Source organism: Streptococcus mitis SK1080, assembly GCF_000220085.1.
In the GTDB taxonomy this organism is placed as follows: Bacteria; Bacillota; Bacilli; order Lactobacillales; family Streptococcaceae; genus Streptococcus; species Streptococcus mitis_K.
Map to the genome: position 1 here is coordinate 16420 of NZ_AFQV01000003.1, position 26953 is coordinate 43372.

Genomic DNA, 26953 nt, shown 5'->3' on the forward strand with positions numbered 1-26953 from the left:
TCGAAAGTTCATAGTTAGTGTGTATTCAAGGAACATTTTAGGTGAAACAATAATAGACTATCGTTCACAGATAGAATATCATGTTGTAAAGGTAGGAGTTGAATATTTTAGCTGTCTCTACAAAGACTATTAAAAATCTTTAACAAATAAGTTGCTAAGGATTTTTTGAAAATTTTTGAGGGGAATTTGAAACATACTTTAAAAGAGTATGCTATCATAGAATATAACTTACAGAAGTAAAAGGAGTTTGTATATGGCTGAACAAGAGTTAGCTATGCAAGTATTACAACAAGTGGTAAAACTACCAGTTGTTAAGGTTGATCGTTCGAAATTTTTAGTGGATAAGTTTTCCAAAGAATTGGATCCACAGGACATTCCTACCTTATTAGAACAAGGCCCAACGTCTCTCTTATCTCAAGAAACCTTAGATAGAGTGGCTAATGCCTGCATTAGGGATAATGTTTTATTGGCGAGTGGAACCTCTGTTTTGGCAGGATTACCTGGAGGGATTGCTATGGCAATTACCATTCCAGCTGATGTGGCTCAATTTTATGGTTTCTCCCTGAAATTGGCTCAAGAATTAGGTTATATTTATGGTTATGAGGATCTTTGGGCTTCACGCGAGGAGTTGAGTGAAGATGCTCAAAATACCCTCTTGCTTTATCTAGGCGTCATGTTGGGGGTGAATGGAACCGCTGCCTTGTTACGTGCAGGTGGTATAACAATTGCCAAACAGGTAATGAAAACAGTACCTAATAAAGCTTTAACAAAGACGCTTTGGTATCCTATTTTGAAAAAAGTCTTAAAAATATTTGGTGTGAATCTGACCAAGGGAGGGTTGCCCAAAGGAATGGGGAAATTCATTCCTATCTTGGGTGGTATCATTTCAGGTGGTTTAACCTTTGCAACTATGAAACCAATGGGGGAAAGCTTGCAGAAAGAATTATCCAAGCTAGTCAACTATAGTGAAGTTCAATATCAAGAAGATGTTGAAACAATCCGAAAAGAGGCTGAAATCCTCGAAGGAGAGTAATATGGGACTCATAAAAATTCTAGCTAAAACTTATGGGAATTACTTTTTGACCATGCAAGGTGTAAAAGTAATGAAAACGATAAAGAAAGATGACCACGCCGTTGTTGGTCTGGGAAAACTTTTTATTGCTGACAAGTTAATGGATACGGCTCGGTGGCTCATTAAGCCAGAGGAGAGAGAATGAAATTTTTCTGGACAATTCTTGCCATTATTTTTATTAAACCGATTATTGGGATTTTGAAATTCTTTTGGATGATCATCTCTTTTGCAGTCCAATTGCTGTTTTACAAGCTATTATTTAAAATATTGGATTGGCTCTTTAAACTTATTTAGATAGTAATTCAAGTCGCAGATAACTAGCAGGAACTCCACTGCTAGTTTTTTAATTTCTCTCCATATGGTATAATATAAGCAGTAAAATCATTTTAGAACATACAATGGAGGTCGTCATGGACAATATCATCGATGTGTCAATTCCTGTTGCAGAAGTGGTGGATAAGCATCCAGAAGTCTTGGAAATCCTAGTTGAGCTTGGATTTAAACCCCTTGCCAATCCCTTGATGCGTAATACTGTCGGTCGTAAAGTATCGCTCAAACAGGGTTCTAAGCTGGAAGGAACTCCTATGGACAAGATTGTCCGCACGCTGGAAGCAAATGGCTACGAAGTGATTGGGTTAGACTAATGGCAGATGAACGGATTCATGTACTGCGGGATATTTTGTTAGAATTGCACAATGGTGCGTCTCCTGAGTCGGTTCAGGAGCGTTTTGATGCGACTTTTGCGGGTGTCTCAGCCATAGAGATTTCCCTCATGGAGCACGAGCTGATGAACTCGGACTCGGGCGTCACATTTGAAGATGTCATGGAACTCTGTGATGTCCATGCCAATCTTTTTAAAAATGCTATTAAAGGTGTCGAAGTAGAGGATACCGAACACCCTGGTCACCCAGTTCGGGTCTTTAAGGAAGAAAATCTAGCCCTCCGTGCGGCCTTGATTCGCATTCGTAGATTGTTAGATACCTATGAGTCTATGGGAGATGAAGAAATGCTGGCGGAGATGCGCAAGGGCTTGGTGCGTCAGATGGGACTTATGGGGCAATTTGACATCCATTACCAACGTAAAGAAGAACTCTTCTTTCCTATCATGGAGCGCTATGGACACGATTCACCCCCAAAAGTTATGTGGGGAGTGGATGATCAGATCAGGGAACTCTTTCAAACAGCTTTAGTGACGACCAAGTCACTACCTGAAGTGCCGATTTCCACTGTAAAAGAAGATTTTGAAGCCTTTGCGACAGAGTTTGAAAGTATGATTTTCAAGGAAGAGTCTATCCTTCTCATGATTCTCCTTGAGTCCTTTACTCAGGATGACTGGCTTCAGATTGCGGAGGAGAGCGATACCTATGGCTATGCCATCATCCGTCCGTCTGAAAAATGGGTTCCAGAACGCCAGAGTTTTGTTGAGGAAAAGAGTGCAGAGGAGCCCGTACAACTAGATACGGCAGAGGGTCAAATTCAGCAAGTTATCGATACGCCAGAAGGACAGTTCACCATTACCTTTACCCCTAAGGAAAAGGAAACAGTGCTGGACCGTCATAGTCAACAGGCTTTTGGGAATGGCTATCTTTCAGTCGAGCAGGCCAATCTCATCCTCAATCACCTCCCTATGGAGATTACCTTTGTCAATAAAGACGATATTTTCCAATATTACAATGACAATACGCCAGCTGATGAGATGATTTTCAAGCGGACCCCATCCCAAGTTGGGCGCAATGTCGAACTCTGCCATCCGCCTAAGTACTTGGACAAGGTCAAGACCATCATGAAGGGGCTTCGTGAGGGAAGCAAAGACAAGTATGAAATGTGGTTCAAGTCTGAGTCGCGAGGTAAGTTTGTCCACATCACTTATGCTGCAGTGCACGATGAAAACGGAGAATTCCAAGGTGTACTGGAATACGTTCAGGATATCCAGCCCTACCGTGAGATTGACACGGACTATTTCCGTGGATTAGAATAAGGAGAATCAATGAATTACGAACAAGAATTTATGAAGGAATTTGAAGCCTGGGTCAATACCCAGATTATGATCAATGACATGGCGCACAAGGAAAGCCAAAAAGTCTACGAAGAAGACCAGGACGAGCGTGCCAAAGATGCCATGATTCGCTACGAAAGTCGCTTGGATGCTTATCAGTTCTTGCTTGGTAAGTTTGAAAACTTCAAAGCAGGCAAGGGATTTCATGATTTGCCAGAAGGCTTGTTTGGTGAGCGAAATTATTAAACGAGATAGATTCTTGATTTTTTACTAAAATCTTGATAGAATATTTATATTAAATCCTTGTCAGAGCAGGGGTTTTTTATTGAAAGGATTTTATCATGTCAAAGAAACTCAATCGTAAAAAACAATTACGAAATAGCCTCCGTCGCGCAGGTGCCTTTTCAAGTACTGTGACTAAGGTTGTAGAAGAGACAAAAAAAGTTGTGAAACGTGCAGAACAGTCAGCAAGCCAAGCTGGTAAGGCTGTTTCTAAAAAAGTTGAACAAGCAGTGGAAGCTACCAAAGAGCAAGCTCAAAAAGTAGCCAATTCTGTAGAAGATTTTGCAGCAAACTTGGGTGGACTTCCACTTGACCGTGCCAAAACTTTCTATGATGAAGGTATCAAGTCTGCTTCAGATTTCAAAAACTGGACTGAAAAAGAACTCCTTGCCTTGAAAGGAATCGGACCAGCTACTATTAAGAAATTGAAAGAAAATGGCATCAAGTTCAAGTAATCTTTCTTGTCCCTTGCATTTCCGAAAAAATCTTGCTACAATAGAGCCATTAGAGGTGTTTTGAATCCCACATTTTACAGAAAGTGGCGGTGCTGAGAAGTCCACAAATGTGTCAAAACTAGTTGCTAATGGATGAAAAATTGAAATAATATTGTCTTTTTGTTTTAAAGACGAGAGTTGCGGGCTCTGCCCGAAATTGGGTGGTACCGCGGATAAACACATTCGTCCCTGTCATGTAGATGGCAGGGCTTTTCTTTTGTATCTTGGTCAAAGGAGGTTGTCATGAAGCAATCTTTTAACACAAGTAAACTCTATTATGGTTTTCCTATCTTCATTTTGGGGTATCAGGATCAGAATTTTGGACACAATATTACGACCTGTAGCTCCTCTTATAGCCTGGGAGATTGGCTGGTCATCGGTGTTGGCGCTGAGGAAAATGCGGCTTACCAGATTAAGTACTATCAGAAGTTCACCGTAAATATTCCTGATGAAAATCTCATGCTCGATATGGAGCAGGCTGGTTTTATCAGTCATCGGGAGAAACTGAAACACCTGGGGCTAGACTACGAGATTTCTGAACGGACTCAGGCACCGATTTTAGAGGTTTGTCCAGTCGTGTTGGACTGTCAGGTAGATCGGATTATCGAGGAAGATGGTATTTGTCACATCTTTGCCAAGATTATCGAACGACTTGCTGATCCAGATCTCTTGGATGAGAAAGGGCATTTTAAAAATGACCGTTTTTCACCGACTTACTTCATGGGGGACGGTCACCAGCGCGTTTATCGCTATTTAGATAACCGTGTTGACCCTATGGGGAGCTTCATAAAGAAAGCGAGGAAGAAAGATGACAAGAGCTGAACTGCCAGAACGCTTGGAAACAGAACATCTCGTGTTACGAGTCCGCACAGTCGCTGATGCCGAGGATATCTATGCCTACGCTAGTCTCCCAGAGGTTGCCTACCCAGCAAGTTTTCCGCCTGTCAAGACCTTGGAAGATGAGGTTTATTATCTGGAGCATATTCTGCCCGAGCGTAATCAAAAGGAAAATCTCCCAGCTGGCTACGGAATTGTCGTCAAAGGAACCGATAAAGTCATCGGCTCTGTTGATTTCAACCATCGGCACGAAGACGATGTACTGGAGATTGGCTACACCTTGCACCCAGACTATTGGGGGCGAGGCTATGTACCAGAAGCAGCGCTTGCCTTGATTGATCTAGCTTTTAAAGAACTTGGTCTTCACAAGATTGAACTAACTTGTTTTGGCTACAATGTCCAAAGTCAACGAGTCGCAGAGAAGCTTGGATTTACCCTCGAAGCTCGCATAAGAGACCGAAAGGATGTTCAAGGGAACCGCTGTGACAGTCTCATATATGGCTTACTGAGGAGTGAGTGGGAGGTGATTTGATGCATCTTTTCATCATTGGTGCTCCGGCCTCAGGAAAAATGACGATTGGTCAAGAGTTATCTCGACTGACAGATGCTACCCTCTTTTATAACCATCAAGCCATCGATTTTGCACTAGAAATCTATCAGGATTATACAGAGGAGATGTGGGAATTTGTTCGTGGAATCACCTTTTCTTTCCTTGGAGCAAGTGCAAGAAATCAGCGATCAGTAATTTTAACTGACGTAATTGATTTTTCAAATCAGTACCAGCTGCTTTATTTAAAGCAAATTCAGGATTTATTGGATAACTTTCATCAAGAGATTCTGTTTGTTGAGTTGGAAACAAGTCTTGAGGAGCGTTTACGTCGAAATCAAACGGAGAACCGGTTGAAGCACAAGCCCTTGAAACGGCATATTGAGATATCTGAAAGAGAAATTTTAGAGACCACTGAAATCCTTCAATTAAATTCTAAAATCCAACCGAATGAGCTACACCACTACCTTAAAATAAATAATACGAATCTGTCTGCAGAAGAAGCTGCTAAGCAGATTCAAGATAAAATGAATACAATAGAGAAAGGACACACACATGTCTAAAGAACTTTCACCTAAATACAATCCAGCCGAGGTTGAGGCTGGTCGTTACCAAAAATGGCTTGATGCCGATGTTTTCAAGCCTTCAGGCGATAAAAAGGCTAAGCCTTATTCAATCGTGATTCCACCACCAAACGTAACTGGGAAACTTCACCTTGGTCACGCTTGGGATACGACTTTGCAGGATATCATTATCCGTCAAAAACGTATGCAAGGTTTTGATACACTTTGGCTTCCAGGGATGGACCACGCAGGGATTGCCACTCAGGCTAAGGTTGAAGAACGCTTGCGTGGTGAGGGCATTACGCGTTACGACCTCGGTCGAGAAAAATTCCTCGAGAAAGTCTGGGAATGGAAAGACGAGTATGCCACTACCATCAAAGAACAATGGGGCAAGATGGGGCTCTCTGTAGACTATTCTCGCGAACGTTTCACTCTTGATGAAGGTTTGTCAAAAGCTGTTCGTAAGGTCTTTGTGGACCTTTACAAGAAAGGCTGGATCTACCGTGGTGAATTTATTATCAACTGGGACCCAGCAGCTCGTACAGCTCTTTCTGATATCGAGGTGATTCACAAGGACGTTGAAGGTGCCTTCTACCACATGAACTACATGTTGGAAGACGGTTCACGCGCCCTTGAAGTTGCGACAACTCGTCCTGAGACCATGTTTGGGGACGTTGCCGTTGCGGTCAATCCAGAAGACCCACGCTACAAGGACTTGATCGGTAAAAACGTCATCCTTCCAATCGCTAATAAATTGATTCCAATCGTTGGGGATGAGCATGCTGATCCTGAGTTTGGTACAGGTGTCGTGAAAATCACACCTGCCCACGATCCAAACGACTTCTTGGTTGGTCAACGACACAACTTGCCACAAGTCAATGTTATGAACGATGACGGAACTATGAATGACTTGGCCTTTGAATTTGCGGGCATGGATCGTTTTGAAGCTCGTAAGTCAGTCGTTGCCAAGCTGGAAGAAATCGGTGCCCTCGTTAAAATCGAAAAACGTGTCCACAGCGTTGGTCACTCAGAGCGTACAGGTGTTGTGGTTGAACCACGCTTGTCTACTCAGTGGTTCGTCAAGATGGACCAATTGGCCAAAAATGCTATTGCCAACCAAGACACAGATGACAAGGTAGAATTCTACCCACCTCGTTTCAACGATACCTTCCTTCAATGGATGGAAAATGTTCACGACTGGGTAATCTCTCGTCAGCTCTGGTGGGGTCACCAAATCCCTGCTTGGTACAATGCTGAGGGTGAAATATATGTCGGCGAAGAAGCTCCAAAAGGTGACGGTTGGACTCAGGACGAAGATGTCTTGGATACGTGGTTCAGTTCGGCTCTTTGGCCATTCTCTACCATGGGCTGGCCGGATGTCGACTCAGAAGACTTTAAACGTTATTATCCAACATCAACTTTGGTGACTGGTTATGATATTATTCCGTTCTGGGTATCTCGAATGATTTTCCAAGGTTTGGAATTTACTGGCAAGTCGCCATTCAAAAATGCCTTGATTCACGGTCTCATTCGTGATGAGCAAGGACGCAAGATGTCGAAATCTCTCGGTAACGGGATTGATCCAATGGATGTTATTGATAAGTACGGAACAGATAGCCTTCGTTGGTTCCTTTCAAACGGTTCTGCGCCAGGCCAAGACGTGCGCTTCTCTTACGAGAAAATGGATGCTTCATGGAATTTCATTAACAAAATCTGGAACATCTCTCGCTACATCCTCATGAACAATGAAGGCTTGACCCTTGAGCAAGCAACTGCCAATGTGGAAAAAGTTGTTAACAAGGAAGCTGGAAATGTCACAGACCGCTGGATTCTCCACAACCTCAATGAAACCATCGGAAAAGTCACTGAAAACTTTGATAAGTTTGAGTTTGGTGTAGCTGGACACATCCTCTACAACTTTATCTGGGATGAGTTTGCGGACTGGTACGTTGAGTTGACTAAGGAAGTCCTTTATAGCGACAACGAAGAAGAGAAAGTTATCACACGCTCTGTTCTCCTTTACACTTTGGACAAGATTCTTCGTCTCCTTCACCCAATTATGCCATTCGTGACAGAGGAAATCTTTGGACAAATCTCAGAAGGCTCTATCGTGACAGCAGAATACCCAACTGTCAACCCAGCCTTTGAAGATCTTGCGGCTCACACAGGTGTGGAAAGTCTCAAAGACTTGATCCGTGCTGTTCGTAATGCGCGTGCGGAAGTAAACGTTGCTCCAAGCAAGCCTATCACTATCCTTGTTAAGACAAGCGATAGCGACTTGGAAGCCTTCTTTAACAGCAATGTCAATTACATCAAACGCTTCACAAATCCAGAACACTTGGAAATTGCATCAAATATCCCTGCACCTGAACTCGCTATGTCAAGTGTCATCACAGGAGCAGAAATCTACCTGCCACTCGCTGACCTCCTCAATGTTGAAGAAGAATTGGCTCGTCTCGACAAGGAACTGGCTAAATGGCAAAAAGAACTGGACATGGTCGGTAAGAAGCTCTCTAACGAACGCTTCGTAGCCAATGCCAAACCAGAAGTCGTCCAAAAAGAACGCGACAAACAAGCTGACTATCAAGCTAAGTACGATGCGACAGTAGCACGTATTGATGAGATGAAGAAACTCGTTAAATAAACACAGAAACACGGTGATGAGCCGTGTTTTTTGGTATAATGAAATCAATATCTATTGATGGAGAAAGTGATGTCTAAGCACCCGCATTATGAATTGTTAAATTTAATTGGCTACGGTCTTGCCAAGTTTGACAAGCTTTTTATAAAAGAATTTCAATGTTCTAGCAAGTCGGAGTTTTATCGCTATGTGGTTTCTCTGGAAATTGCTGAAACAACTGGAGTTGTAAAGAATAGAATGGATTTATTTGATCCTTATTTTGACAATAATCGAAAAGGTTGGTGGCAGAAAGCTGAAGTTTACCGTTTTCGTAAAGATTTAATTGATATGATGTTTGGGAATGAAGATGTTCATAGTTATGCTGAAATCGTTAAAATGTTACTTGCTAGTGAAGGAAAGCGAACAGGCATTACTACCCTTGAAAAACCAATTATTCGAACTAAATTCAAACGTCTACAAGAAACTGGAATGGAAGCAGAAAATTATTTTATACTCAACTTTGATAAAGAAGAAAAATTTCAAGGTGGGCTATTGACCGATGCCCGTCTTTATGGTGATGGATATGATTTCCAAGTAGATGTTCAAGAACATTCTTATCTTGCCGAAGTTAAAGGAATTCGAAAACCTAAGGGTCGCATTCGTATGACTGCCAACGAATTTGGGAAAGCTAAAGAGTTTCAATCAGATTTTATTTTATCTCTAGTCACCAACCTAGATGATATTCCAAAGTTAGTGTTAATCGATAATCCTTTAAAACATTTTGAGTTTAAAAAGAATATTATCAAAAATGAAATCATTGAATATAGAAGCTTAGAAGAATTGTATTAGTTCCCCCTTAACCTTTGACTATTCTGCAAAATTATCGTAAAATAAAGAGTAAATGATAAAATGAGGTCAGAGTCTGTTTACTCTGGCGATAGTAGTATAAATGAGGAGAAACGCTTTGGAATTAGAAGTATTTGCTGGGCAAGAAAAAAGTGAACTATCTATGATTGAGGTAGCGCGTGCTATCTTGGAACTTCGTGGTCGCGATCACGAGATGCATTTTAGCGATCTTGTAAACGAAATTCAAAACTACCTTGGAACATCAAACAGCGATATCCGCGAAGCCTTGCCTTTGTTCTACACAGAGTTGAACTTTGACGGTAGCTTCATCTCACTTGGAGACAACAAATGGGGTCTTCGTTCATGGTATGGTGTGGACGAAATCGACGAAGAGATCATCGCTCTTGAAGAAAATGATGACGATGAAGTGGCACCAAAAGCTAAGAAAAAACGTGTCAATGCCTTCATGGATGGCGATTCAGATGCCATTGACTACAATGCAGATGATCCAGAAGACGAAGATGCATACGAAGCAGATCCAGCTCTTTCATATGATGATGAAAATCCAGATGATGAGAAAAATGAAGTGGAAGCTTACGATGCAGAAATCAACGAAATCGCTCCTGATGACTTGGGTGAAGACGTGGATCTCAACGAAGACGACGACGAGTTTTCAGATGATGATGCTGAAAACATCGAGGAATAAAAGTTAGCTATTGACAATTATCCTATTTTTAGGTATCATATTGTTCGGGCACCTCTTTTAGAGGTCGGGGCTCCCTAGTTCTTAGGGAGCTATTTTTGTTTTTCAAGAAGTTATCTTCTTGTATTTTATATTCAATGAAAATCAAAGAGCAAACTAGGAAACTAGCCGCAGGTTGCTCAAAACACTGTTTTGAGGTTGTAGATAAGACTGACAAAGTCAGGAACACATATCTACGGCAAGGGGACGTTGACGCGGTTTGAAGAGATTTTCGAAGAGTATTAGTTGTGAATCTGGTGCAGTCGTCCCAGATTATTCTTATTAGTAGGGTCTTGTTTTCTATGTCCCCTCGTAGTTAACAAGGTCTTGAGCATTTTAGAAAGAGGAATCTATGTCTACGAAATATATTTTTGTAACTGGTGGTGTCGTATCGTCTATTGGGAAAGGGATTGTGGCAGCGAGTCTAGGCCGTCTCTTGAAAAATCGTGGTCTCAAAGTAACCATTCAAAAATTTGACCCTTATATCAATATCGATCCGGGAACTATGAGCCCTTATCAGCACGGGGAAGTTTTTGTGACAGATGATGGAGCTGAGACAGATTTGGACTTAGGTCACTATGAACGTTTCATCGATATCAATCTTAACAAATATTCCAATGTGACAACTGGTAAAATCTACAGTGAAGTGCTTCGTAAAGAGCGCCGTGGAGAATACCTTGGGGCAACTGTTCAAGTCATTCCTCATATTACAGATGCTTTGAAAGAAAAAATCAAGCGTGCCGCTCTAACGACCGACTCTGATGTCATTATCACAGAGGTTGGTGGAACAGTAGGAGATATCGAGTCCTTGCCATTCCTAGAGGCCCTTCGTCAGATGAAGGCAGATGTGGGGGCGGATAATGTCATGTATATCCATACAACCCTGCTTCCATACCTCAAGGCTGCTGGTGAAATGAAGACCAAACCAACTCAACACTCTGTAAAAGAATTGCGTGGATTGGGAATCCAACCAAATATGTTGGTTATTCGTACAGAAGAGCCGGCTGGTCAAGGAATTAAAAACAAACTAGCCCAGTTCTGTGATGTGGCACCAGAAGCCGTTATCGAATCGTTGGATGTCGAACATCTTTACCAAATTCCACTGAACTTGCAGGCACAAGGTATGGACCAAATTGTCTGTGATCATTTGAAATTAGACGCACCAGTAGCAGATATGACAGAATGGTCAGCTATGGTGAACAAGGTCATGAACCTCAAGAAACAAGTTAAAATTTCCCTTGTTGGTAAGTATGTGGAGTTGCAAGATGCCTACATTTCTGTGGTTGAAGCCTTGAAACACTCTGGTTATGCCAACGACGCAGAAGTTAAAATCAATTGGATCAATGCCAATGATGTGACAGCAGAGAATGTAGCAGAGCTCTTGTCTGATGCGGACGGAATCATCGTACCCGGTGGTTTTGGCCAACGTGGTACTGAAGGGAAAATCCAAGCCATCCGCTATGCGCGTGAAAATGATGTTCCAATGTTGGGAGTCTGCTTGGGAATGCAGTTGACTTGTATCGAGTTTGCTCGTCACGTTTTAGGACTCGAAGGTGCCAATTCTGCAGAACTTGCACCAGAAACAAAATACCCTATCATTGATATCATGCGTGATCAGATTGATGTTGAGGATATGGGGGGAACCCTTCGCTTGGGGCTTTATCCGTCTAAGTTGAAACGTGGCTCTAAGGCAGCAGCTGCTTATCATAATCAAGAAGTGGTGCAACGCCGTCACCGTCACCGTTATGAGTTTAACAATGCCTTCCGTGAGCAGTTTGAGGCAGCAGGCTTTGTCTTCTCAGGAGTTTCTCCAGATAATCGTTTGGTAGAAATTGTGGAAATTCCTGAAAACAAATTCTTTGTAGCGTGTCAGTATCACCCTGAACTGTCAAGCCGTCCAAATCGTCCAGAAGAACTCTACACTGCCTTTATTACTGCAGCGGTTGAGAACAGCAATTAGCAAAATCAGAACCTTTGAGAACAATCTCAGAGGTTTTTTGCTTGCATATTTAGGATATGAGTTGCAAAATAAAAACATAGTGATATAATTAACATAAAAAATCCTAAGGAGGAACTACAATGAAAAAAATCACACTATTTAGTTTAGCTTTAGCAAGCCTAGCTTTGCTTGTTTCACCTCATTCAGGGCAGGCATTTGAGCTTAAAGAAGAATGGGTTGTTAAGTGTGGAGTACAGTATCAAGATGGCAAGATTCTTCGGTTTAACAATGGTCATGAAGTGGATATCAAAGTCTTGGATTTGCCAAAAACCGAGAAAATCGAGTGGACGGTTAGTCTTGATGGTCAAGATCAGACAGTCAATTTTCTAGGTCAAGAAAAGGACAAGTCTATGATTGGTATAGAGGGGCGTTACCTGAATTTCTATGTTCCATATGGCTATAGAGGAGATATCAAGGTAGAAGCCAAGAGCGGAAACGAAGTGAAGACCTGGTCAACGAAAGTTGTGGATGATATTCATAATGATAGTGGAAAGAGAGGCTACTATCGTATTGAAGAATCAAATGATCAATACACCTACCTTGATACAAAATGGGACTATCAAACCAAGACTTACACTGCCACCCTACCAGAGACTGTCAATGGTCAAAAAGTCTTTGCTTGGGCAGACTATGACAATAGTGAGTTGAAACTAGAAAAACTAAAATCTATCAGTCATAAATATGATGGAGAATCTTTCAAAGAACTTTATCCGATTGTAAAAGCAGAAAGCTGGCTAAAATCAAACCAAAACTGGTACTATCAAAAACAAGGTCAATTAGTACAGAATGCTTGGGTTAAAGACAAGGAAACTTGGTACTTTATGAATGATAAAGGGGTCATGTTCAATCAAACTTGGCTTCATCAAGGTAGCAACTGGTATGCCTTTAAATCATCAGGAGCCATGATTGCGAGTGATTGGCTTTACGATCAAGGCGAGTGGTACTATTTATCAACTTCAGGAGTTATGAAAGCAAGCGCTTGGGTTTATGACAAGGGAGACTGGTATTATGTAAGTTCTTCTGGTGCCATGCTAGCGAATGATTGGGTCAAAGATAATGGGAAGTGGTATTATCTGGCTTCATCAGGTAAGATGCTTCGCAATACCTACACACCAGATGGCTACTACGTTGGCAACTCAGGTGCCTGGCAATAAGAATAATACTCTTCGAAAATCTCTTCAAACCACGTCAGCGTCATCCACAACTTCAAAACAGTGTTTTGAGCAACCTGCGGCTAGCTTCCTAGTTTGCTCTTTGATTTTCATTGAGTATAAGAAGTCCTTTTCCTTCAAGGAAGAGGCTTTTTACTTGCTTTTCTGCTGCTTCCTTATTTGTCCTAAAGCCTTTTTTGTGTTAAAATGAATGGTATGAAAGCTAAAAAAATGTGGATGGCAGGTCTGGCTCTGCTTGGTATTGGGAGCCTTGCCCTTGCTACGAAAAAAGTTGCAGATGACCATAAGCTCAGGAAGACTCAGGAAGAGTTGACAGCGATTGTACGAGACCATTTTTCAGACATGGGGGAAATTGCGACCCTCTATGTTCAAGTTTATGAAAGCAGTATGGAGAGCTTAGTTGGTGGCGTCATTTTTGAGGATGGCCGTTATTATACCTTTGTCTATGAAAATGAAGACCTAGTCTATGAGGAGGAAGTCTTATGATACAACCAGCAAGTTTAGAAGAATTGGCATCTTTAGTAGAGAAAGATGGCAAGAAAGTCTTTCTTTTTGTAGCAGACTGGTGTGGCGATTGCCGTTATATCTATCCTGCCTTACCAGAAATTGAGGAGACCAATCCAGAGTTCACCTTTATTCGAGTGGACCGAGACCAGTATATGGATTTGGCTAAACTCTGGGATGTTTACGGAATTCCTAGCCTTGTTGTTCTAGAAAAGGACAAGGAAATTGGTCGTTTTGTTAATCGCGACCGTAAAAGCAAGCAACAAATTAACGACTTTTTAGCAGGACTGAAATAGGAGAAAATAGAAACAATGATTTTTACATATAACAAAGAACATGTAGGTGATGTCCTTATGGTCATCGTGAAAAATAGCGGAGATGCCAAACTGGATGTGGAACGCAAAGGCAAGATAGCCCGTGTTTTTCTCAGAGAGAATGGGGAAACAGTGGCGTGGAATATTTTTGAAGTTTCAAGTTTGTTTGAAATTGCAGAGCGCGGTCAAGTCTTTTTATCAGATGAGCAAGTCGCTCGTTTGAACCAAGAATTGCAGGCGGAAGGTTTTAAAGAAGAAATTGTCAATGACAAGGAACCTAAGTTTGTTGTTGGTGAAATTGTCGAGATGGTAGCTCATCCAGATAGTGACCACCTCAATATCTGTCAAGTAGCAGTCGCAAGTGACAAGACAGTGCAAATTGTTGCAGGGGCTCCTAATGCGCGTGTTGGGTTGAAAACCATTGTAGCTCTTCCAGGAGCTATGATGCCAAAAGGCAATCTTATTTTCCCAGGTGAGCTTCGTGGTGAAAAGAGTTTTGGCATGATGTGTAGCCCTCGTGAATTGTATCTGCCAAATGCTCCGCAAAAACGTGGGGTGCTTGAATTATCAGAAGACCAAGTTGTTGGAACTCCATTTGACCCAGCCAAACACTGGACTGCCTAAGAAGTTGTTAGTATCTGATAGACCAGCTAGAAGGAAATAAGATGGCAAAAAATGTTGTGATTACAGGAGCGACATCAGGAATTGGTGAAGCGATTGCGCGTGCTTATCTGGAGCAGGGTGAGAATGTCGTTCTAACTGGACGACGGATAGACAGACTAGAAACCCTCAAGTCGGAGTTTGTAGAAGCCTTCCCAAATCAGACAGTTTGGACCTTTCCACTAGATGTGACGAATATAACCATGGTAAAGACTGTCTGCTCTGATATTCTAGAAACGATAGGTCAGATTGATATTCTGGTCAACAACGCCGGACTGGCTCTAGGTTTAGCCCCCTATCAGGACTATGAAGAGTTGGATATGTTGACCATGCTGGATACCAATGTCAAAGGTTTGATGGCAGTCACTCGCTGTTTCTTGCCAGCAATGGTAAAAGCCAATCAAGGACATATCATCAACATGGGGTCAACCGCAGGAATCTACGCCTATGCTGGTGCCGCTGTTTACTCAGCTACCAAGGCAGCAGTTAAGACCTTTTCAGATGGTCTGCGAATTGATACCATCGCAACGGATATCAAGGTGACGACTATTCAGCCTGGAATTGTCGAAACAGATTTTTCTACAGTGCGTTTTCATGGTGATAAAGAACGAGCTGCGTCCGTTTACCAAGGAATCGAAGCCTTGCAAGCTCAGGATATTGCAGACACAGTAGTCTATGTGACCAGTCAACCTCGTCGTGTGCAGATTACAGATATGACCATTATGGCAAATCAACAGGCGACAGGATTTATGGTTCATAAAAAGTAAAAAATTTCCTCGAAAAGTTACAAATTTCTGTAACTTTTTTTGATTTCCTACGAATAGATAAGTAGGAGGAAGAAAATATGTATAATAAAGTTATCTTAATTGGACGTTTAACGTCTACACCAGAATTGCACAAAACCAACAATGACAAGTCAGTAGCACGAGCAACTATCGCTGTGAATCGTCGATACAAAGACCAAAATGGCGAACGTGAAGCTGATTTTGTCAATATGGTCCTTTGGGGCAAAATAGCAGAAAGCTTGGCCAGCTACGCAACTAAAGGAAGTCTCATTTCAGTGGATGGAGAAATACGTACCCGTCGTTTTGAGAAAAATGGCCAGATGAACTATGTGACTGAAGTACTTGTTACAGGATTCCAACTCTTGGAAAGTCGTGCCCAACGTGCTATGCGAGAAAATAACGCAGGACAGGATTTGGCAGATTTGGTTTTGGAAGAGGAAGAATTGCCATTTTAAACATTGAAAAGTCTGAGTTGCTCTCAGGCTTTTTATCTTGAGAAAGTCAGACTTTTTTCTTGATTATTTCTGACCAAGTGATACAATAGAACTATGAATTAGCACTCGTGTATAAAGAGTGCTAATACTATCTATCTCATCATGGAGGAAAACAGATGTTGAAACCATTAGGAGACCGTGTGGTCTTGAAAATCGAAGAAAAAGAACAAACTGTTGGAGGTTTTGTCCTCGCAGGTTCAGCCCAAGAAAAAACTAAAACAGCCAAAGTTGTGGCTACTGGACAAGGTGTTCGTACCTTGAACGGTGACTTGGTTGCTCCAAGTGTTAAAGCTGGAGACCGTGTCTTAGTTGAAGCTCACGCAGGTCTTGACGTCAAAGATGGCGATGAAAAGTACATCATCGTAGGCGAAGCTAACATCTTGGCAATCATTGAAGAATAGAAGGAGAAAGTAAGTATGTCAAAAGAAATTAAATTTTCATCAGATGCCCGTTCAGCTATGGTTCGCGGTGTCGATATCCTTGCAGACACTGTTAAAGTAACCTTGGGACCAAAAGGCCGCAATGTCGTGTTGGAAAAATCATTTGGCTCACCATTGATTACCAATGATGGTGTGACTATTGCCAAAGAAATTGAATTAGAAGACCATTTTGAAAATATGGGTGCCAAATTGGTATCAGAAGTAGCTTCAAAAACCAATGATATCGCAGGTGACGGGACTACAACTGCAACTGTTTTGACCCAAGCAATTGTCCGTGAAGGCATCAAAAACGTCACTGCAGGTGCCAATCCAATTGGCATTCGTCGTGGGATTGAAACAGCAGTTGCTGCAGCAGTTGAAGCCTTGAAAAACAATGCTATTCCTGTTGCCAACAAAGAAGCTATCGCTCAAGTTGCAGCCGTATCTTCTCGTTCTGAAAAAGTAGGCGAATACATCTCTGAAGCTATGGAAAAAGTTGGCAAAGATGGAGTCATCACTATCGAAGAGTCACGTGGTATGGAAACAGAGCTTGAAGTTGTTGAAGGAATGCAGTTCGACCGTGGTTACCTTTCACAGTACATGGTGACAGATAGCGAAAAAATGGTGGCTGATCTTGAAAATCCATACATTTTGATTACTGATAAGAAGATTTCAAATATCCAAGAAATCTTGCCACTTCTAGAAAGTATTCTCCAAAGCAATCGTCCACTCTTGATTATTGCGGATGATGTAGATGGTGAAGCTCTTCCAACTCTTGTTTTGAACAAGATTCGTGGAACCTTCAACGTGGTAGCAGTCAAGGCACCTGGTTTTGGTGACCGTCGCAAAGCCATGCTTGAAGACATTGCCATCTTAACAGGCGGAACAGTTATCACAGAAGACCTTGGTCTTGAGTTGAAAGATGCGACAATTGAAGCTCTTGGTCAAGCAGCGAGAGTAACTGTGGACAAAGATAGCACTGTTATTGTAGAAGGTGCTGGAAATCCTGAAGCCATTTCTCACCGTGTTGCGGTTATCAAGTCTCAAATCGAAACCACAACTTCTGAGTTTGACCGTGAAAAATTGCAAGAACGCTTGGCAAAATTGTCAGGTGGTGTGGCGGTTATTAAGGTCGGAGCCGCAACTGAAACTGAGTTGAAAGAAATGAAACTCCGCATTGAAGATGCCCTCAACGCTACTCGTGCAGCTGTTGAAGAAGGAATCGTTGCAGGTGGTGGAACAGCCCTTGTAAATGTTATCCCAGCCGTGGCTGATTTGGAATTAACAGGAGACGAAGCAACAGGCCGCAATATTGTTCTCCGTGCATTGGAAGAACCTGTTCGTCAGATCGCGCACAATGCAGGATTTGAAGGTTCAATCGTTATCGATCGCTTGAAAAATGCCGAGCTTGGTACAGGTTTCAACGCAGCAACTGGCGAATGGGTCAACATGATTGAAGAGGGAATCATCGACCCAGTTAAAGTGAGCCGTTCAGCCTTACAAAATGCAGCATCTGTAGCCAGTTTGATTTTGACTACGGAAGCAGTCGTAGCTAATAAACCAGAACCAGTAGCCCCAGCTCCAGCAATGGATCCAAGCATGATGGGCGGCATGATGTAAGCTTTTTATAGAAAACAACTTATAAAAAACACAAAAGGAGGGAATGGCTATTCCTCCTTTTTATGCTATTCACTTCTAAATTGATTTGAGCTCTCCTAACTTATATGATAAAATAAGACTAGAAAAAGGAGAAGAACATGATCGATGTAGAAGAAATTCTGAGCAAGATGAACCCTAATCAGAAGATTAATTATGACCGTGTCATGCAGAAGATGGTACAAGTATGGGAGAAAAATGAGCAACGGCCAACCATTCTCATGCATGTTTGCTGTGCCCCTTGCAGTACCTATACCCTCGAATATTTGACCAAGTATGCAGATGTGACCATCTATTTTGCCAATTCTAATATCCATCCCAAGGCAGAATACCATAAGCGTGCCTATGTGACTAAAAAGTTTGTCAGTGATTTCAATGAGCGAACTGGAAATACGGTCCAGTACCTAGAAGCTCCATACGAACCCAATGAATACCGAAAACTAGTTAGAGGGCTAGAGGAGGAGCCAGAAGGTGGCGACCGTTGTAAGGTTTGCTTTGACTACCGCCTGGATAAAACAGCGCAAGTGGCTATGGATTTAGGTTTTGACTATTTCGGTTCGGCTTTAACCATCAGTCCTCATAAGAATTCTCAAACCATTAACAGCATCGGAATAGATGTGCAAAAAATTTACACAACCCACTATCTTCCAAGTGATTTCAAGAAAAATCAAGGCTACAAACGTTCGGTAGAGATGTGTGAAGAGTATGACATTTACCGTCAATGTTATTGTGGATGCGTCTATGCAGCCCAGGCTCAGAATATTGATTTGGTTCAGGTTAAGAAGGACGCCACAGCGTTCTTGCTGGATAAGGATGTTGAAAAAGACTATTCTCACATCAAATTTACTGTTACGAAATTAGATATATAGAGACCAACCCAGCTGAAAAACTGGGTTTTTATACTCTTCGAAAATCAAATTCAAACCACGTCAGCGTCGCCTTACCGTACTCAAGTACAGCTTGCGGCTAGCTTCCTAGTTTGCTTTTTGATTTTCATTGAGTATTAAAATAAAAAAACCAGGGCTTTCACCCTAGTTTGACAACTTTACCGATTCTTTAGTTCTACATAGCGCTTGTACCAAATGTTTACATAGGCTTCTGAGAAAGGACCTCGTCCATTGTTAATCCAATCAACAAGAATTTTGACATGTTCTTTTAAAATATAGTCCAAGTCATCAGAATAATTCATTTTGCGTTTGTGACGCTCATACTCCTCAACGTCCAAGAGACGTTTCTCTCCATCTGTAAAAATTTTAACATCCAAATCGTAATCAATATACTTCAGTGCTTCTTCATCCAGATAGTAGGGGCTAGCCATATTGCAATAGTAGGAAATTCCATTATCGCGGATCATGGCAATGATATTAAACCAATATTTCTTGTGAAAGTAAACAATAGCCGGTTCTCGAGTGACCCAACGACGACCATCACTTTCGGTAACCAGTGTATGATCGTTGACACCAATAATGGCGTTTTCTGTTGTTTTTAGTACCATGGTGTCCCGCCAAGTTCGGTGGAGGCTCCCATCATGCTTATAACTTTGAATTGTAATAAAGTCGCCTTCTTTTGGAAGCTTCATAACTAACCAACTTTCTACAATTTATAAGTTTATCGTTTACTATTGTACCATAAAATTACCTAAAATCTGTGAATTTTACATGAAAATATTAAAGATATTCTCTGAGAGCGCTTGCTATGTCCGAAAAATCGTAGCCCTTTCGTGCTAAAACTTGGGTTAAACGCTGTTTAAGTTCGTATCCTTCATATTTTCGGGCATACTTAGCATATTGCTTATCAAGTTCCTTGAAGATGAGTTCCTGAGTCGTTTCTTGGTCAACTTGACTATCCAACTGGTCAAAGGCAGTTTTAGCATCCGAATAGGAAAACCCCTTGTTGGTCATATTCTGGATAATCTTATCTTGCAAGGCACGAGCTGGAAGTTTTCCCTCATATTTTTTCAATAGTTTATTAGCTACACGTTGAGCAACTTTTGAAAAATCAAATTCTTTCAGAATCTCTTCTATAGTAGATTTTAAAATCCCTTTTTGTGTTAGTTTCTGAGTCAGTACATAAGGTCCCTTGTCTCCTGAAAGTTGATTGGCATTGATGATAGCATAAGCGTACTGGATATCATTAATCCAATTATCTTCTTTAAGATTAGCAATGACTTGAGAAACGATGTTTTCATCAATATCGTATTTTTTCAGATATTCTCTGACTTCTTTTTCAGTGCGAGCTTTAAAGGATAGATGGTAGAGGGCTAGACTCTTACCGTAAGAAAATTTGGCAAAGTCCTGAATCTCTTTCAATTCTTCTTGGCTTATCACCTTATCTCTAGATAACATAAAATGAACAATTGTGTCTTCGGTGATATAGCATCTATCGTCATTATCAAGCTCCATCAGATAGAGTCTTTTTTTCTTTTCAAGTTTTGTGATTTTCATAGTTCTATTATAACTCAAAATGTGATAAGATAGGGGTATGAATCTGAAAGTGAAACAAAAAATACCATTAAAAATCAAGCGCATGGGAATTAATGGTGAGGGAATTGGCTTTTATCAAAAAACCTTAGTCTTTGTGCCGGGTGCTCTCAAAGGAGAAGATGTCTATTGTCAGATTACTTCTATTAAACATAACTTTGTTGAAGCAAAATTACTAAAGGTCAACAAGAAGTCTAAATTTCGAGTTGTGCCAGCTTGTACTATTTACAATGAATGCGGAGGCTGCCAAATCATGCATCTGCATTATGATAAGCAACTGGAGTTCAAGACGGACTTACTTCACCAAGCGCTAAAAAAATTTGCCCCTGCGGGATATGAAAATTATGAAATCCGCCCGACGATTGGAATGCAGGAACCCAAGTACTATCGTGCTAAGTTACAATTTCAGACTCGAAAATTTAAAAATCAGGTCAAGGCGGGCTTATATGCACAAAATTCTCATTATTTAGTAGAGTTGAAAGACTGCCTGGTACAAGACAAGGAAACCCAAGTGATTGCTAATCGCCTAGCAGAATTGCTTACTTATCACCAGATTCCAATCACCGATGAGAGAAAAGTTCTAGGTGTTAGGACTATTATGGTCCGACGAGCAAGAAAGACTGGACAGGTTCAGATTATTATTGTTACAAATCGTCAGCTTAATTTAACCCTGCTGGTAAAAGATTTAATTAAAGATTTTCCAGAAGTTGTGACAGTAGCTGTGAATACAAATACAGCTAAAACCAGTGAGATATATGGTGAAAAGACAGAGATTATCTGGGGAGAAGAGAGTATTCAAGAAGGTGTACTCGATTATGAATTTTCACTATCTCCTCGAGCTTTTTATCAGCTAAATCCTGAACAAACAGAAGTACTATATAACGAGGCGGTAAAAGCTTTGGATGTTACTAAAGAAGATCATTTGATTGATGCTTATTGTGGAGTTGGAACAATTGGATTTGCCTTTGCAAAGAAAGTAAAAACACTCAGAGGTATGGATATTATTCCAGAAGCCATTGAAGATGCCAAGCGAAATGCTAAAAGAATGGGATTTGACAATACTCATTATGAAGCTGGAACGGCAGAAGAGATTATTCCTCGTTGGTACAAGGAAGGATACCGAGCAGATGCTTTGATTGTGGATCCACCACGTACAGGTCTGGACGATAAGTTATTAGATACTATTCTTACTTATGTACCAGAAAAAATGGTTTATATTTCTTGTAATGTTTCGACCTTGGCTCGTGATTTAGTGCGCTTAGTAGAAGTCTGATCTTCATTATATCCAGTCGGTCGATATGTTCCCACATACCGCTCGAACTGAGGCTGTTGTAAAATTAATTAAAAAAGATTAAAAAAGGTGTTGACAAAGTTAGAAAAGTGGGTATAATAGTAAGAGTTGAAAACAACTCAGGTCCGTTGGTCAAGGGGTTAAGACACCGCCTTTTCACGGCGGTAACACGGGTTCGAATCCCGTACGGACTATGGTATGTTGCGGTAGGAACACTTGATGAAAAAAGATTAAAAAAGTTTCAAAAAAGTGTTGACAAGCGAAAGCGTCTGTGATATACTAATATAGTTGTCGCTTGAGAGAAGCAAGTGACAAAGACCTTTGAAAACTGAACAAGACGAACCAATGTGCAGGGCACTACAACAACTGTTGTAGTACTGAACAATAGAAAAAAACAATAAATCTGTCAGTGACAGAAATGAGTGAGAACTCAAACTTTTAATGAGAGTTTGATCCTGGCTCAGGACGAACGCTGGCGGCGTGCCTAATACATGCAAGTAGAACGCTGAAGGAGGAGCTTGCTTCTCCGGATGAGTTGCGAACGGGTGAGTAACGCGTAGGTAACCTGCCTGGTAGCGGGGGATAACTATTGGAAACGATAGCTAATACCGCATAAGAGTAGATGTTGCATGACATTTGCTTAAAAGGTGCAATTGCATCACTACCAGATGGACCTGCGTTGTATTAGCTAGTTGGTGGGGTAACGGCTCACCAAGGCGACGATACATAGCCGACCTGAGAGGGTGATCGGCCACACTGGGACTGAGACACGGCCCAGACTCCTACGGGAGGCAGCAGTAGGGAATCTTCGGCAATGGACGGAAGTCTGACCGAGCAACGCCGCGTGAGTGAAGAAGGTTTTCGGATCGTAAAGCTCTGTTGTAAGAGAAGAACGAGTGTGAGAGTGGAAAGTTCACACTGTGACGGTATCTTACCAGAAAGGGACGGCTAACTACGTGCCAGCAGCCGCGGTAATACGTAGGTCCCGAGCGTTGTCCGGATTTATTGGGCGTAAAGCGAGCGCAGGCGGTTAGATAAGTCTGAAGTTAAAGGCTGTGGCTTAACCATAGTACGCTTTGGAAACTGTTTAACTTGAGTGCAAGAGGGGAGAGTGGAATTCCATGTGTAGCGGTGAAATGCGTAGATATATGGAGGAACACCGGTGGCGAAAGCGGCTCTCTGGCTTGTAACTGACGCTGAGGCTCGAAAGCGTGGGGAGCAAACAGGATTAGATACCCTGGTAGTCCACGCCGTAAACGATGAGTGCTAGGTGTTAGACCCTTTCCGGGGTTTAGTGCCGTAGCTAACGCATTAAGCACTCCGCCTGGGGAGTACGACCGCAAGGTTGAAACTCAAAGGAATTGACGGGGGCCCGCACAAGCGGTGGAGCATGTGGTTTAATTCGAAGCAACGCGAAGAACCTTACCAGGTCTTGACATCCCTCTGACCGCTCTAGAGATAGAGTTTTCCTTCGGGACAGAGGTGACAGGTGGTGCATGGTTGTCGTCAGCTCGTGTCGTGAGATGTTGGGTTAAGTCCCGCAACGAGCGCAACCCCTATTGTTAGTTGCCATCATTCAGTTGGGCACTCTAGCGAGACTGCCGGTAATAAACCGGAGGAAGGTGGGGATGACGTCAAATCATCATGCCCCTTATGACCTGGGCTACACACGTGCTACAATGGCTGGTACAACGAGTCGCAAGCCGGTGACGGCAAGCTAATCTCTTAAAGCCAGTCTCAGTTCGGATTGTAGGCTGCAACTCGCCTACATGAAGTCGGAATCGCTAGTAATCGCGGATCAGCACGCCGCGGTGAATACGTTCCCGGGCCTTGTACACTACCGCCCCGTCACACCACGAGAGTTTGTAACACCCGAAGTCGGTGAGGTAACCGTAAGGAGCCAGCCGCCTAAGGTGGGATAGATGATTGGGGTGAAGTCGTAACAAGGTAGCCGTATCGGAAGGTGCGGCTGGATCACCTCCTTTCTAAGGATAAGGAACTGCGCATTGGTCTTGTTTAGTCTTGAGAGGTCTTGTGGGGCCTTAGCTCAGCTGGGAGAGCGCCTGCTTTGCACGCAGGAGGTCAGCGGTTCGATCCCGCTAGGCTCCATTGGTGAGAGATCACCAAGTAATGCACATTGAAAATTGAATATCTATATCAAATAGTAACAAGAAAATAAACCGAAAACGCTGTAGTATTAATAAGAGTTTATGACTGAAAGGTCAGAAAAATAAGGTTAAGTTAATAAGGGCGCACGGTGGATGCCTTGGCACTAGGAGCCGAAGAAGGACGTGACAAACGACGATATGCCTTGGGTAGCTGTAAGTAAGCGATGATCCAGGGATTTCCGAATGGGGGAACCCAACAGGTACTACCTGTTACCCGCATCTGTTAAGGATGTGAGGAGGAAGACGCAGTGAACTGAAACATCTAAGTAGCTGCAGGAAGAGAAAGCAAAAGCGATTGCCTTAGTAGCGGCGAGCGAAACGGCAGGAGGGCAAACCGAAGAGTTTACTCTTCGGGGTTGTAGGACTGCAATGTGGACTCAAAGATTATAGAAGAATGATTTGGGAAGATCAGCCAAAGAGAGTAACAGCCTCGTATTTAAAATAGTCTTTGTACCTAGCAGTATCCTGAGTACGGCGGGACACGTGAAATCCCGTCGGAATCTGGGAGGACCATCTCCCAACCCTAAATACTCCCTAGTGACCGATAGTGAACCAGTACCGTGAGGGAAAGGTGAAAAGCACCCCGGGAGGGAAGTGAAATAGAACCTGAAACCGTGTGCCTACAACTAAGTTCGAGCCCGTTAATGGGTGAGAGCGTGCCTTTTGTAGAATGAACCGGCGAGTTACGTTATGATGCGAGGTTAAGTTGAAGAGACGGAGCCGTAGGGAAACCGAGTCTGAATAGGGCGAATTAGTATCATGACGTAGACCCGAAACCATGTGACCTACCCATGAGCAGGTTGAAGGTGCGGTAAGACGCACTGGAGGACCGAACCAGGGCACGTTGAAAAGTGCTTGGATGACTTGTGGGTAGCGGAGAAATTCCAAACGAACTTGGAGATAGCTGGTTCTCTCCGAAATAGCTTTAGGGCTAGCGTCGACATTAGAGATTCTTGGAGGTAGAGCACTGTTTGGGTGAGGGGTCCATCCCGGATTACCAATCTCAGATAAACTCCGAATGCCAATGAATTATGGTCGGCAGTCAGACTGCGAGTGCTAAGATCCGTAGTCGAAAGGGAAACAGCCCAGACCACCAGCTAAGGTCCCAAAATAATTGTTAAGTGGAGAAGGATGTGGGGTTGCACAGACAACTAGGATGTTAGCTTAGAAGCAGCTATTCATTCAAAGAGTGCGTAATAGCTCACTAGTCGAGTGACCCTGCGCCGAAAATGTACCGGGGCTAAAACAATTTACCGAAGCTGTGGATACCTTTATAGGTATGGTAGGAGAGCGTTCTATGTGTGATGAAGGTGTACCGTGAGGAGTGCTGGAACGCATAGAAGTGAGAATGCCGGTATGAGTAGCGAAAGACAGGTGAGAATCCTGTCCACCGTAAGACTAAGGTTTCCAGGGGAAGGCTCGTCCGCCCTGAGTTAGTCGGGACCTAAGGAGAGACCGAAAGGTGTATCCGATGGACAACAGGTTGATATTCCTGTACTAGAGTATGTAGTGATGGAGGGACGCAGTAGGCTAACTAAAGCAGACGATTGGAAGTGTCTGTCTAAGCAGTGAGGTGTGAATTGAGTTAAATGCTTAGTTCTATAACATTGAGCTGTGATGGGGAGCGAAGTTTAGTAGCGAAGTTAGTGACGTCACACTGCCAAGAAAAGCTTCTAGCGTTTAAACATACTCTACCCGTACCGCAAACCGACACAGGTAGTCGAGGCGAGTAGCCTCAGGTGAGCGAGAGAACTCTCGTTAAGGAACTCGGCAAAATGACCCCGTAACTTCGGGAGAAGGGGTGCTGACTTTAAGTCAGCCGCAGTGAATAGGCCCAAGCAACTGTTTATCAAAAACACAGCTCTCTGCTAAATCGTAAGATGATGTATAGGGGGTGACGCCTGCCCGGTGCTGGAAGGTTAAGAGGAGTGCTTAGCGCAAGCGAAGGTATGAATTGAAGCCCCAGTAAACGGCGGCCGTAACTATAACGGTCCTAAGGTAGCGAAATTCCTTGTCGGGTAAGTTCCGACCCGCACGAAAGGCGTAATGATTTGGGCACTGTCTCAACGAGAGACTCGGTGAAATTTTAGTACCTGTGAAGATGCAGGTTACCCGCGACAGGACGGAAAGACCCCATGGAGCTTTACTGCAGTTTGATATTGAGTGTCTGTACCACATGTACAGGATAGGTAGGAGTCTACGAGATCGGGACGCCAGTTTCGAAGGAGACGTTGTTGGGATACTACCCTTGTGTTATGGCCACTCTAACCCAGATAGGTGATCCCTATCGGAGACAGTGTCTGACGGGCAGTTTGACTGGGGCGGTCGCCTCCTAAAAGGTAACGGAGGCGCCCAAAGGTTCCCTCAGAATGGTTGGAAATCATTCGCAGAGTGTAAAGGTATAAGGGAGCTTGACTGCGAGAGCTACAACTCGAGCAGGGACGAAAGTCGGGCTTAGTGATCCGGTGGTTCCGTATGGAAGGGCCATCGCTCAACGGATAAAAGCTACCCTGGGGATAACAGGCTTATCTCCCCCAAGAGTTCACATCGACGGGGAGGTTTGGCACCTCGATGTCGGCTCGTCGCATCCTGGGGCTGTAGTCGGTCCCAAGGGTTGGGCTGTTCGCCCATTAAAGCGGCACGCGAGCTGGGTTCAGAACGTCGTGAGACAGTTCGGTCCCTATCCGTCGCGGGCGTAGGAAATTTGAGAGGATCTGCTCCTAGTACGAGAGGACCAGAGTGGACTTACCGCAGGTGTACCAGTTGTCTTGCCAAAGGCATCGCTGGGTAGCTATGTAGGGAAGGGATAAACGCTGAAAGCATCTAAGTGTGAAACCCACCTCAAGATGAGATTTCCCATGATTATATATCAGTAAGAGCCCTGAGAGATGATCAGGTAGATAGGTTAGAAGTGGAAGTGTGGCGACACATGTAGCGGACTAATACTAATAGCTCGAGGACTTATCCAAAGTAACTGAGAATATGAAAGCGAGAGGTTTTCTGGTTTGAATA

At 42.8% G+C, this 26953-nt stretch carries 24 protein-coding genes, 2 tRNA genes, 2 rRNA genes and 1 pseudogene; 27 read left to right on the forward strand and 2 right to left on the reverse strand.

Going from position 1 to position 26953, the window contains the following annotated elements:
• The first annotated feature begins 253 nt into the window (after positions 1 to 253).
• The 22 genes from HMPREF9957_RS03015 to HMPREF9957_RS03125 all read left to right on the forward strand — a co-directional run bounded on the left by HMPREF9957_RS03015 (position 254) and on the right by HMPREF9957_RS03125 (position 18871).
• The gene (locus HMPREF9957_RS03015) at positions 254 to 1033 is read left to right on the forward strand and encodes a hypothetical protein (RefSeq protein WP_000840415.1); all 780 of its coding nucleotides are present in this window, start codon (positions 254 to 256) and stop codon (positions 1031 to 1033) included.
• 1 nt (position 1034) lies between these two features.
• A complete protein-coding gene (locus HMPREF9957_RS03020) occupies positions 1035 to 1217 on the forward strand; it encodes a hypothetical protein (RefSeq protein ID WP_000522922.1) in 183 nt (60 codons plus the stop codon).
• 265 nt (positions 1218 to 1482) lie between these two features.
• On the forward strand, positions 1483 to 1716 hold the full coding sequence (locus HMPREF9957_RS03030; protein WP_000368739.1) for a DUF1858 domain-containing protein: 234 nt from the start codon (positions 1483 to 1485) through the stop codon (positions 1714 to 1716).
• Positions 1716 to 3050 (forward strand): DUF438 domain-containing protein, encoded by a 1335-nt coding sequence (locus HMPREF9957_RS03035; RefSeq protein WP_000752887.1) that lies wholly within the window; start codon positions 1716 to 1718, stop codon positions 3048 to 3050. The genes HMPREF9957_RS03030 and HMPREF9957_RS03035 overlap by 1 nt, the downstream gene beginning before the upstream one ends.
• Before the next feature lie 9 nt (positions 3051 to 3059).
• A complete protein-coding gene (locus HMPREF9957_RS03040; RefSeq protein WP_001105565.1) occupies positions 3060 to 3314 on the forward strand; it encodes a DUF1912 family protein in 255 nt (84 codons plus the stop codon).
• A 95-nt stretch (positions 3315 to 3409) separates the two neighbouring features.
• On the forward strand, positions 3410 to 3805 hold the full coding sequence (locus tag HMPREF9957_RS03045) for a helix-hairpin-helix domain-containing protein (protein ID WP_000038635.1): 396 nt from the start codon (positions 3410 to 3412) through the stop codon (positions 3803 to 3805).
• A 282-nt stretch (positions 3806 to 4087) separates the two neighbouring features.
• Positions 4088 to 4666, forward strand: a complete 579-nt coding sequence (locus tag HMPREF9957_RS03050) for a flavin reductase family protein (protein WP_000813810.1) — start codon at positions 4088 to 4090, stop codon at positions 4664 to 4666.
• Complete coding sequence (locus HMPREF9957_RS03055) at positions 4653 to 5213, forward strand: GNAT family N-acetyltransferase (protein ID WP_000196175.1); 561 nt, start codon at positions 4653 to 4655, stop codon at positions 5211 to 5213. Before HMPREF9957_RS03050 ends, HMPREF9957_RS03055 begins: the two co-directional genes overlap by 14 nt.
• Entirely contained in the window at positions 5213 to 5791 is a 579-nt protein-coding gene (locus HMPREF9957_RS03060) for an AAA family ATPase (protein ID WP_000550026.1), read from the forward strand. The genes HMPREF9957_RS03055 and HMPREF9957_RS03060 overlap by 1 nt, the downstream gene beginning before the upstream one ends.
• A complete protein-coding gene (locus HMPREF9957_RS03065) occupies positions 5784 to 8435 on the forward strand; it encodes a valine--tRNA ligase (protein ID WP_000032144.1) in 2652 nt (883 codons plus the stop codon). The genes HMPREF9957_RS03060 and HMPREF9957_RS03065 overlap by 8 nt, the downstream gene beginning before the upstream one ends.
• 69 nt (positions 8436 to 8504) lie before the next feature.
• A complete protein-coding gene (locus tag HMPREF9957_RS03070; RefSeq protein WP_000033776.1) occupies positions 8505 to 9260 on the forward strand; it encodes a protein NO VEIN domain-containing protein in 756 nt (251 codons plus the stop codon).
• Between the two features lie 115 nt (positions 9261 to 9375).
• Complete coding sequence (rpoE, locus tag HMPREF9957_RS03075) at positions 9376 to 9963, forward strand: DNA-directed RNA polymerase subunit delta (RefSeq protein WP_000418401.1); 588 nt, start codon at positions 9376 to 9378, stop codon at positions 9961 to 9963.
• A 388-nt stretch (positions 9964 to 10351) separates the two neighbouring features.
• Positions 10352 to 11959: a CTP synthase gene (locus tag HMPREF9957_RS03080; RefSeq protein ID WP_000105249.1), complete on the forward strand. Its 1608-nt coding sequence runs from the start codon at positions 10352 to 10354 to the stop codon at positions 11957 to 11959.
• Between the two features lie 119 nt (positions 11960 to 12078).
• Complete coding sequence (locus tag HMPREF9957_RS03085) at positions 12079 to 13152, forward strand: N-acetylmuramoyl-L-alanine amidase family protein (RefSeq protein WP_000724453.1); 1074 nt, start codon at positions 12079 to 12081, stop codon at positions 13150 to 13152.
• 204 nt (positions 13153 to 13356) lie between these two features.
• Positions 13357 to 13656: a DUF4651 domain-containing protein gene (locus tag HMPREF9957_RS03090; RefSeq protein ID WP_004241936.1), complete on the forward strand. Its 300-nt coding sequence runs from the start codon at positions 13357 to 13359 to the stop codon at positions 13654 to 13656.
• Entirely contained in the window at positions 13653 to 13970 is a 318-nt protein-coding gene (locus HMPREF9957_RS03095) for a thioredoxin family protein (RefSeq protein WP_000615777.1), read from the forward strand. Before HMPREF9957_RS03090 ends, HMPREF9957_RS03095 begins: the two co-directional genes overlap by 4 nt.
• Positions 13971 to 13985: 15 nt before the next feature.
• Entirely contained in the window at positions 13986 to 14612 is a 627-nt protein-coding gene (gene ytpR, locus HMPREF9957_RS03100) for a YtpR family tRNA-binding protein (RefSeq protein ID WP_000578280.1), read from the forward strand.
• A gap of 41 nt (positions 14613 to 14653) precedes the next feature.
• Positions 14654 to 15415: an SDR family NAD(P)-dependent oxidoreductase gene (locus HMPREF9957_RS03105; RefSeq protein ID WP_001107778.1), complete on the forward strand. Its 762-nt coding sequence runs from the start codon at positions 14654 to 14656 to the stop codon at positions 15413 to 15415.
• A gap of 77 nt (positions 15416 to 15492) precedes the next feature.
• On the forward strand, positions 15493 to 15888 hold the full coding sequence (locus HMPREF9957_RS03110) for a single-stranded DNA-binding protein (RefSeq protein WP_000282438.1): 396 nt from the start codon (positions 15493 to 15495) through the stop codon (positions 15886 to 15888).
• Between the two features lie 155 nt (positions 15889 to 16043).
• Positions 16044 to 16328 (forward strand): co-chaperone GroES, encoded by a 285-nt coding sequence (groES, locus tag HMPREF9957_RS03115; protein WP_000917315.1) that lies wholly within the window; start codon positions 16044 to 16046, stop codon positions 16326 to 16328.
• Positions 16329 to 16343: 15 nt separating this feature from the next.
• Positions 16344 to 17966, forward strand: a complete 1623-nt coding sequence (gene groL / locus HMPREF9957_RS03120; RefSeq protein ID WP_000031579.1) for a chaperonin GroEL — start codon at positions 16344 to 16346, stop codon at positions 17964 to 17966.
• A 137-nt stretch (positions 17967 to 18103) separates the two neighbouring features.
• Positions 18104 to 18871, forward strand: a complete 768-nt coding sequence (locus tag HMPREF9957_RS03125; protein WP_000567567.1) for an epoxyqueuosine reductase QueH — start codon at positions 18104 to 18106, stop codon at positions 18869 to 18871.
• Positions 18872 to 19047: 176 nt separating this feature from the next.
• Here HMPREF9957_RS03125 and ntdP read toward each other — a convergent pair whose 3' ends face one another.
• Together ntdP and recX are read right to left on the reverse strand one after the other, a co-directional pair.
• Positions 19048 to 19581 (reverse strand): nucleoside tri-diphosphate phosphatase, encoded by a 534-nt coding sequence (gene ntdP, locus HMPREF9957_RS03130; RefSeq protein ID WP_000775316.1) that lies wholly within the window; start codon positions 19579 to 19581, stop codon positions 19048 to 19050.
• 88 nt (positions 19582 to 19669) lie between these two features.
• A complete protein-coding gene (gene recX / locus HMPREF9957_RS03135; protein WP_000705082.1) occupies positions 19670 to 20446 on the reverse strand; it encodes a recombination regulator RecX in 777 nt (258 codons plus the stop codon).
• A gap of 37 nt (positions 20447 to 20483) precedes the next feature.
• On the opposite strand from recX, the pseudogene rlmD reads away from it, so the two are divergent.
• The 5 genes and pseudogenes from rlmD (at position 20484) to HMPREF9957_RS03160 (ending at position 26910) form a co-directional block, all read left to right on the forward strand.
• Positions 20484 to 21837, forward strand: a pseudogene (rlmD, locus tag HMPREF9957_RS03140) (23S rRNA (uracil(1939)-C(5))-methyltransferase RlmD).
• A 58-nt stretch (positions 21838 to 21895) separates the two neighbouring features.
• A tRNA-Glu gene (locus HMPREF9957_RS03145) sits at positions 21896 to 21967 on the forward strand.
• Positions 21968 to 22210: 243 nt separating this feature from the next.
• Positions 22211 to 23758, forward strand: a 16S ribosomal RNA gene (locus tag HMPREF9957_RS03150).
• Positions 23759 to 23809: 51 nt separating this feature from the next.
• Positions 23810 to 23882, forward strand: a tRNA-Ala gene (locus HMPREF9957_RS03155).
• 125 nt (positions 23883 to 24007) lie between these two features.
• Positions 24008 to 26910: ribosomal RNA gene (locus tag HMPREF9957_RS03160) — 23S ribosomal RNA — on the forward strand.
• Together the 16S and 23S rRNA genes with 2 tRNA genes alongside form the textbook arrangement of a ribosomal RNA operon.
• The last annotated feature ends 43 nt before the right edge of the window (positions 26911 to 26953 follow it).

Bases quoted from the DNA above. Each gene is read 5' to 3' on its own strand.
- HMPREF9957_RS03015 (WP_000840415.1), top strand. From the start codon at position 254: ATGGCTGAACAAGAGTTAGCTATGCAAGTATTACAACAAGTGGTAAAA.
- HMPREF9957_RS03020 (WP_000522922.1), top strand. From the start codon at position 1,035: ATGGGACTCATAAAAATTCTAGCTAAAACTTATGGGAATTACTTTTTG.
- HMPREF9957_RS03030 (WP_000368739.1), top strand. From the start codon at position 1,483: ATGGACAATATCATCGATGTGTCAATTCCTGTTGCAGAAGTGGTGGAT.
- HMPREF9957_RS03035 (WP_000752887.1), top strand. From the start codon at position 1,716: ATGGCAGATGAACGGATTCATGTACTGCGGGATATTTTGTTAGAATTG.
- HMPREF9957_RS03040 (WP_001105565.1), top strand. From the start codon at position 3,060: ATGAATTACGAACAAGAATTTATGAAGGAATTTGAAGCCTGGGTCAAT.
- HMPREF9957_RS03045 (WP_000038635.1), top strand. From the start codon at position 3,410: ATGTCAAAGAAACTCAATCGTAAAAAACAATTACGAAATAGCCTCCGT.
- HMPREF9957_RS03050 (WP_000813810.1), top strand. From the start codon at position 4,088: ATGAAGCAATCTTTTAACACAAGTAAACTCTATTATGGTTTTCCTATC.
- HMPREF9957_RS03055 (WP_000196175.1), top strand. From the start codon at position 4,653: ATGACAAGAGCTGAACTGCCAGAACGCTTGGAAACAGAACATCTCGTG.
- HMPREF9957_RS03060 (WP_000550026.1), top strand. From the start codon at position 5,213: ATGCATCTTTTCATCATTGGTGCTCCGGCCTCAGGAAAAATGACGATT.
- HMPREF9957_RS03065 (WP_000032144.1), top strand. From the start codon at position 5,784: ATGTCTAAAGAACTTTCACCTAAATACAATCCAGCCGAGGTTGAGGCT.
- HMPREF9957_RS03070 (WP_000033776.1), top strand. From the start codon at position 8,505: ATGTCTAAGCACCCGCATTATGAATTGTTAAATTTAATTGGCTACGGT.
- HMPREF9957_RS03080 (WP_000105249.1), top strand. From the start codon at position 10,352: ATGTCTACGAAATATATTTTTGTAACTGGTGGTGTCGTATCGTCTATT.
- HMPREF9957_RS03085 (WP_000724453.1), top strand. From the start codon at position 12,079: ATGAAAAAAATCACACTATTTAGTTTAGCTTTAGCAAGCCTAGCTTTG.
- HMPREF9957_RS03090 (WP_004241936.1), top strand. From the start codon at position 13,357: ATGAATGGTATGAAAGCTAAAAAAATGTGGATGGCAGGTCTGGCTCTG.
- HMPREF9957_RS03095 (WP_000615777.1), top strand. From the start codon at position 13,653: ATGATACAACCAGCAAGTTTAGAAGAATTGGCATCTTTAGTAGAGAAA.
- ytpR (WP_000578280.1), top strand. From the start codon at position 13,986: ATGATTTTTACATATAACAAAGAACATGTAGGTGATGTCCTTATGGTC.
- HMPREF9957_RS03105 (WP_001107778.1), top strand. From the start codon at position 14,654: ATGGCAAAAAATGTTGTGATTACAGGAGCGACATCAGGAATTGGTGAA.
- HMPREF9957_RS03110 (WP_000282438.1), top strand. From the start codon at position 15,493: ATGTATAATAAAGTTATCTTAATTGGACGTTTAACGTCTACACCAGAA.
- groES (WP_000917315.1), top strand. From the start codon at position 16,044: ATGTTGAAACCATTAGGAGACCGTGTGGTCTTGAAAATCGAAGAAAAA.
- groL (WP_000031579.1), top strand. From the start codon at position 16,344: ATGTCAAAAGAAATTAAATTTTCATCAGATGCCCGTTCAGCTATGGTT.
- HMPREF9957_RS03125 (WP_000567567.1), top strand. From the start codon at position 18,104: ATGATCGATGTAGAAGAAATTCTGAGCAAGATGAACCCTAATCAGAAG.
- ntdP (WP_000775316.1), bottom strand. From the start codon at position 19,581: ATGAAGCTTCCAAAAGAAGGCGACTTTATTACAATTCAAAGTTATAAG.
- recX (WP_000705082.1), bottom strand. From the start codon at position 20,446: ATGAAAATCACAAAACTTGAAAAGAAAAAAAGACTCTATCTGATGGAG.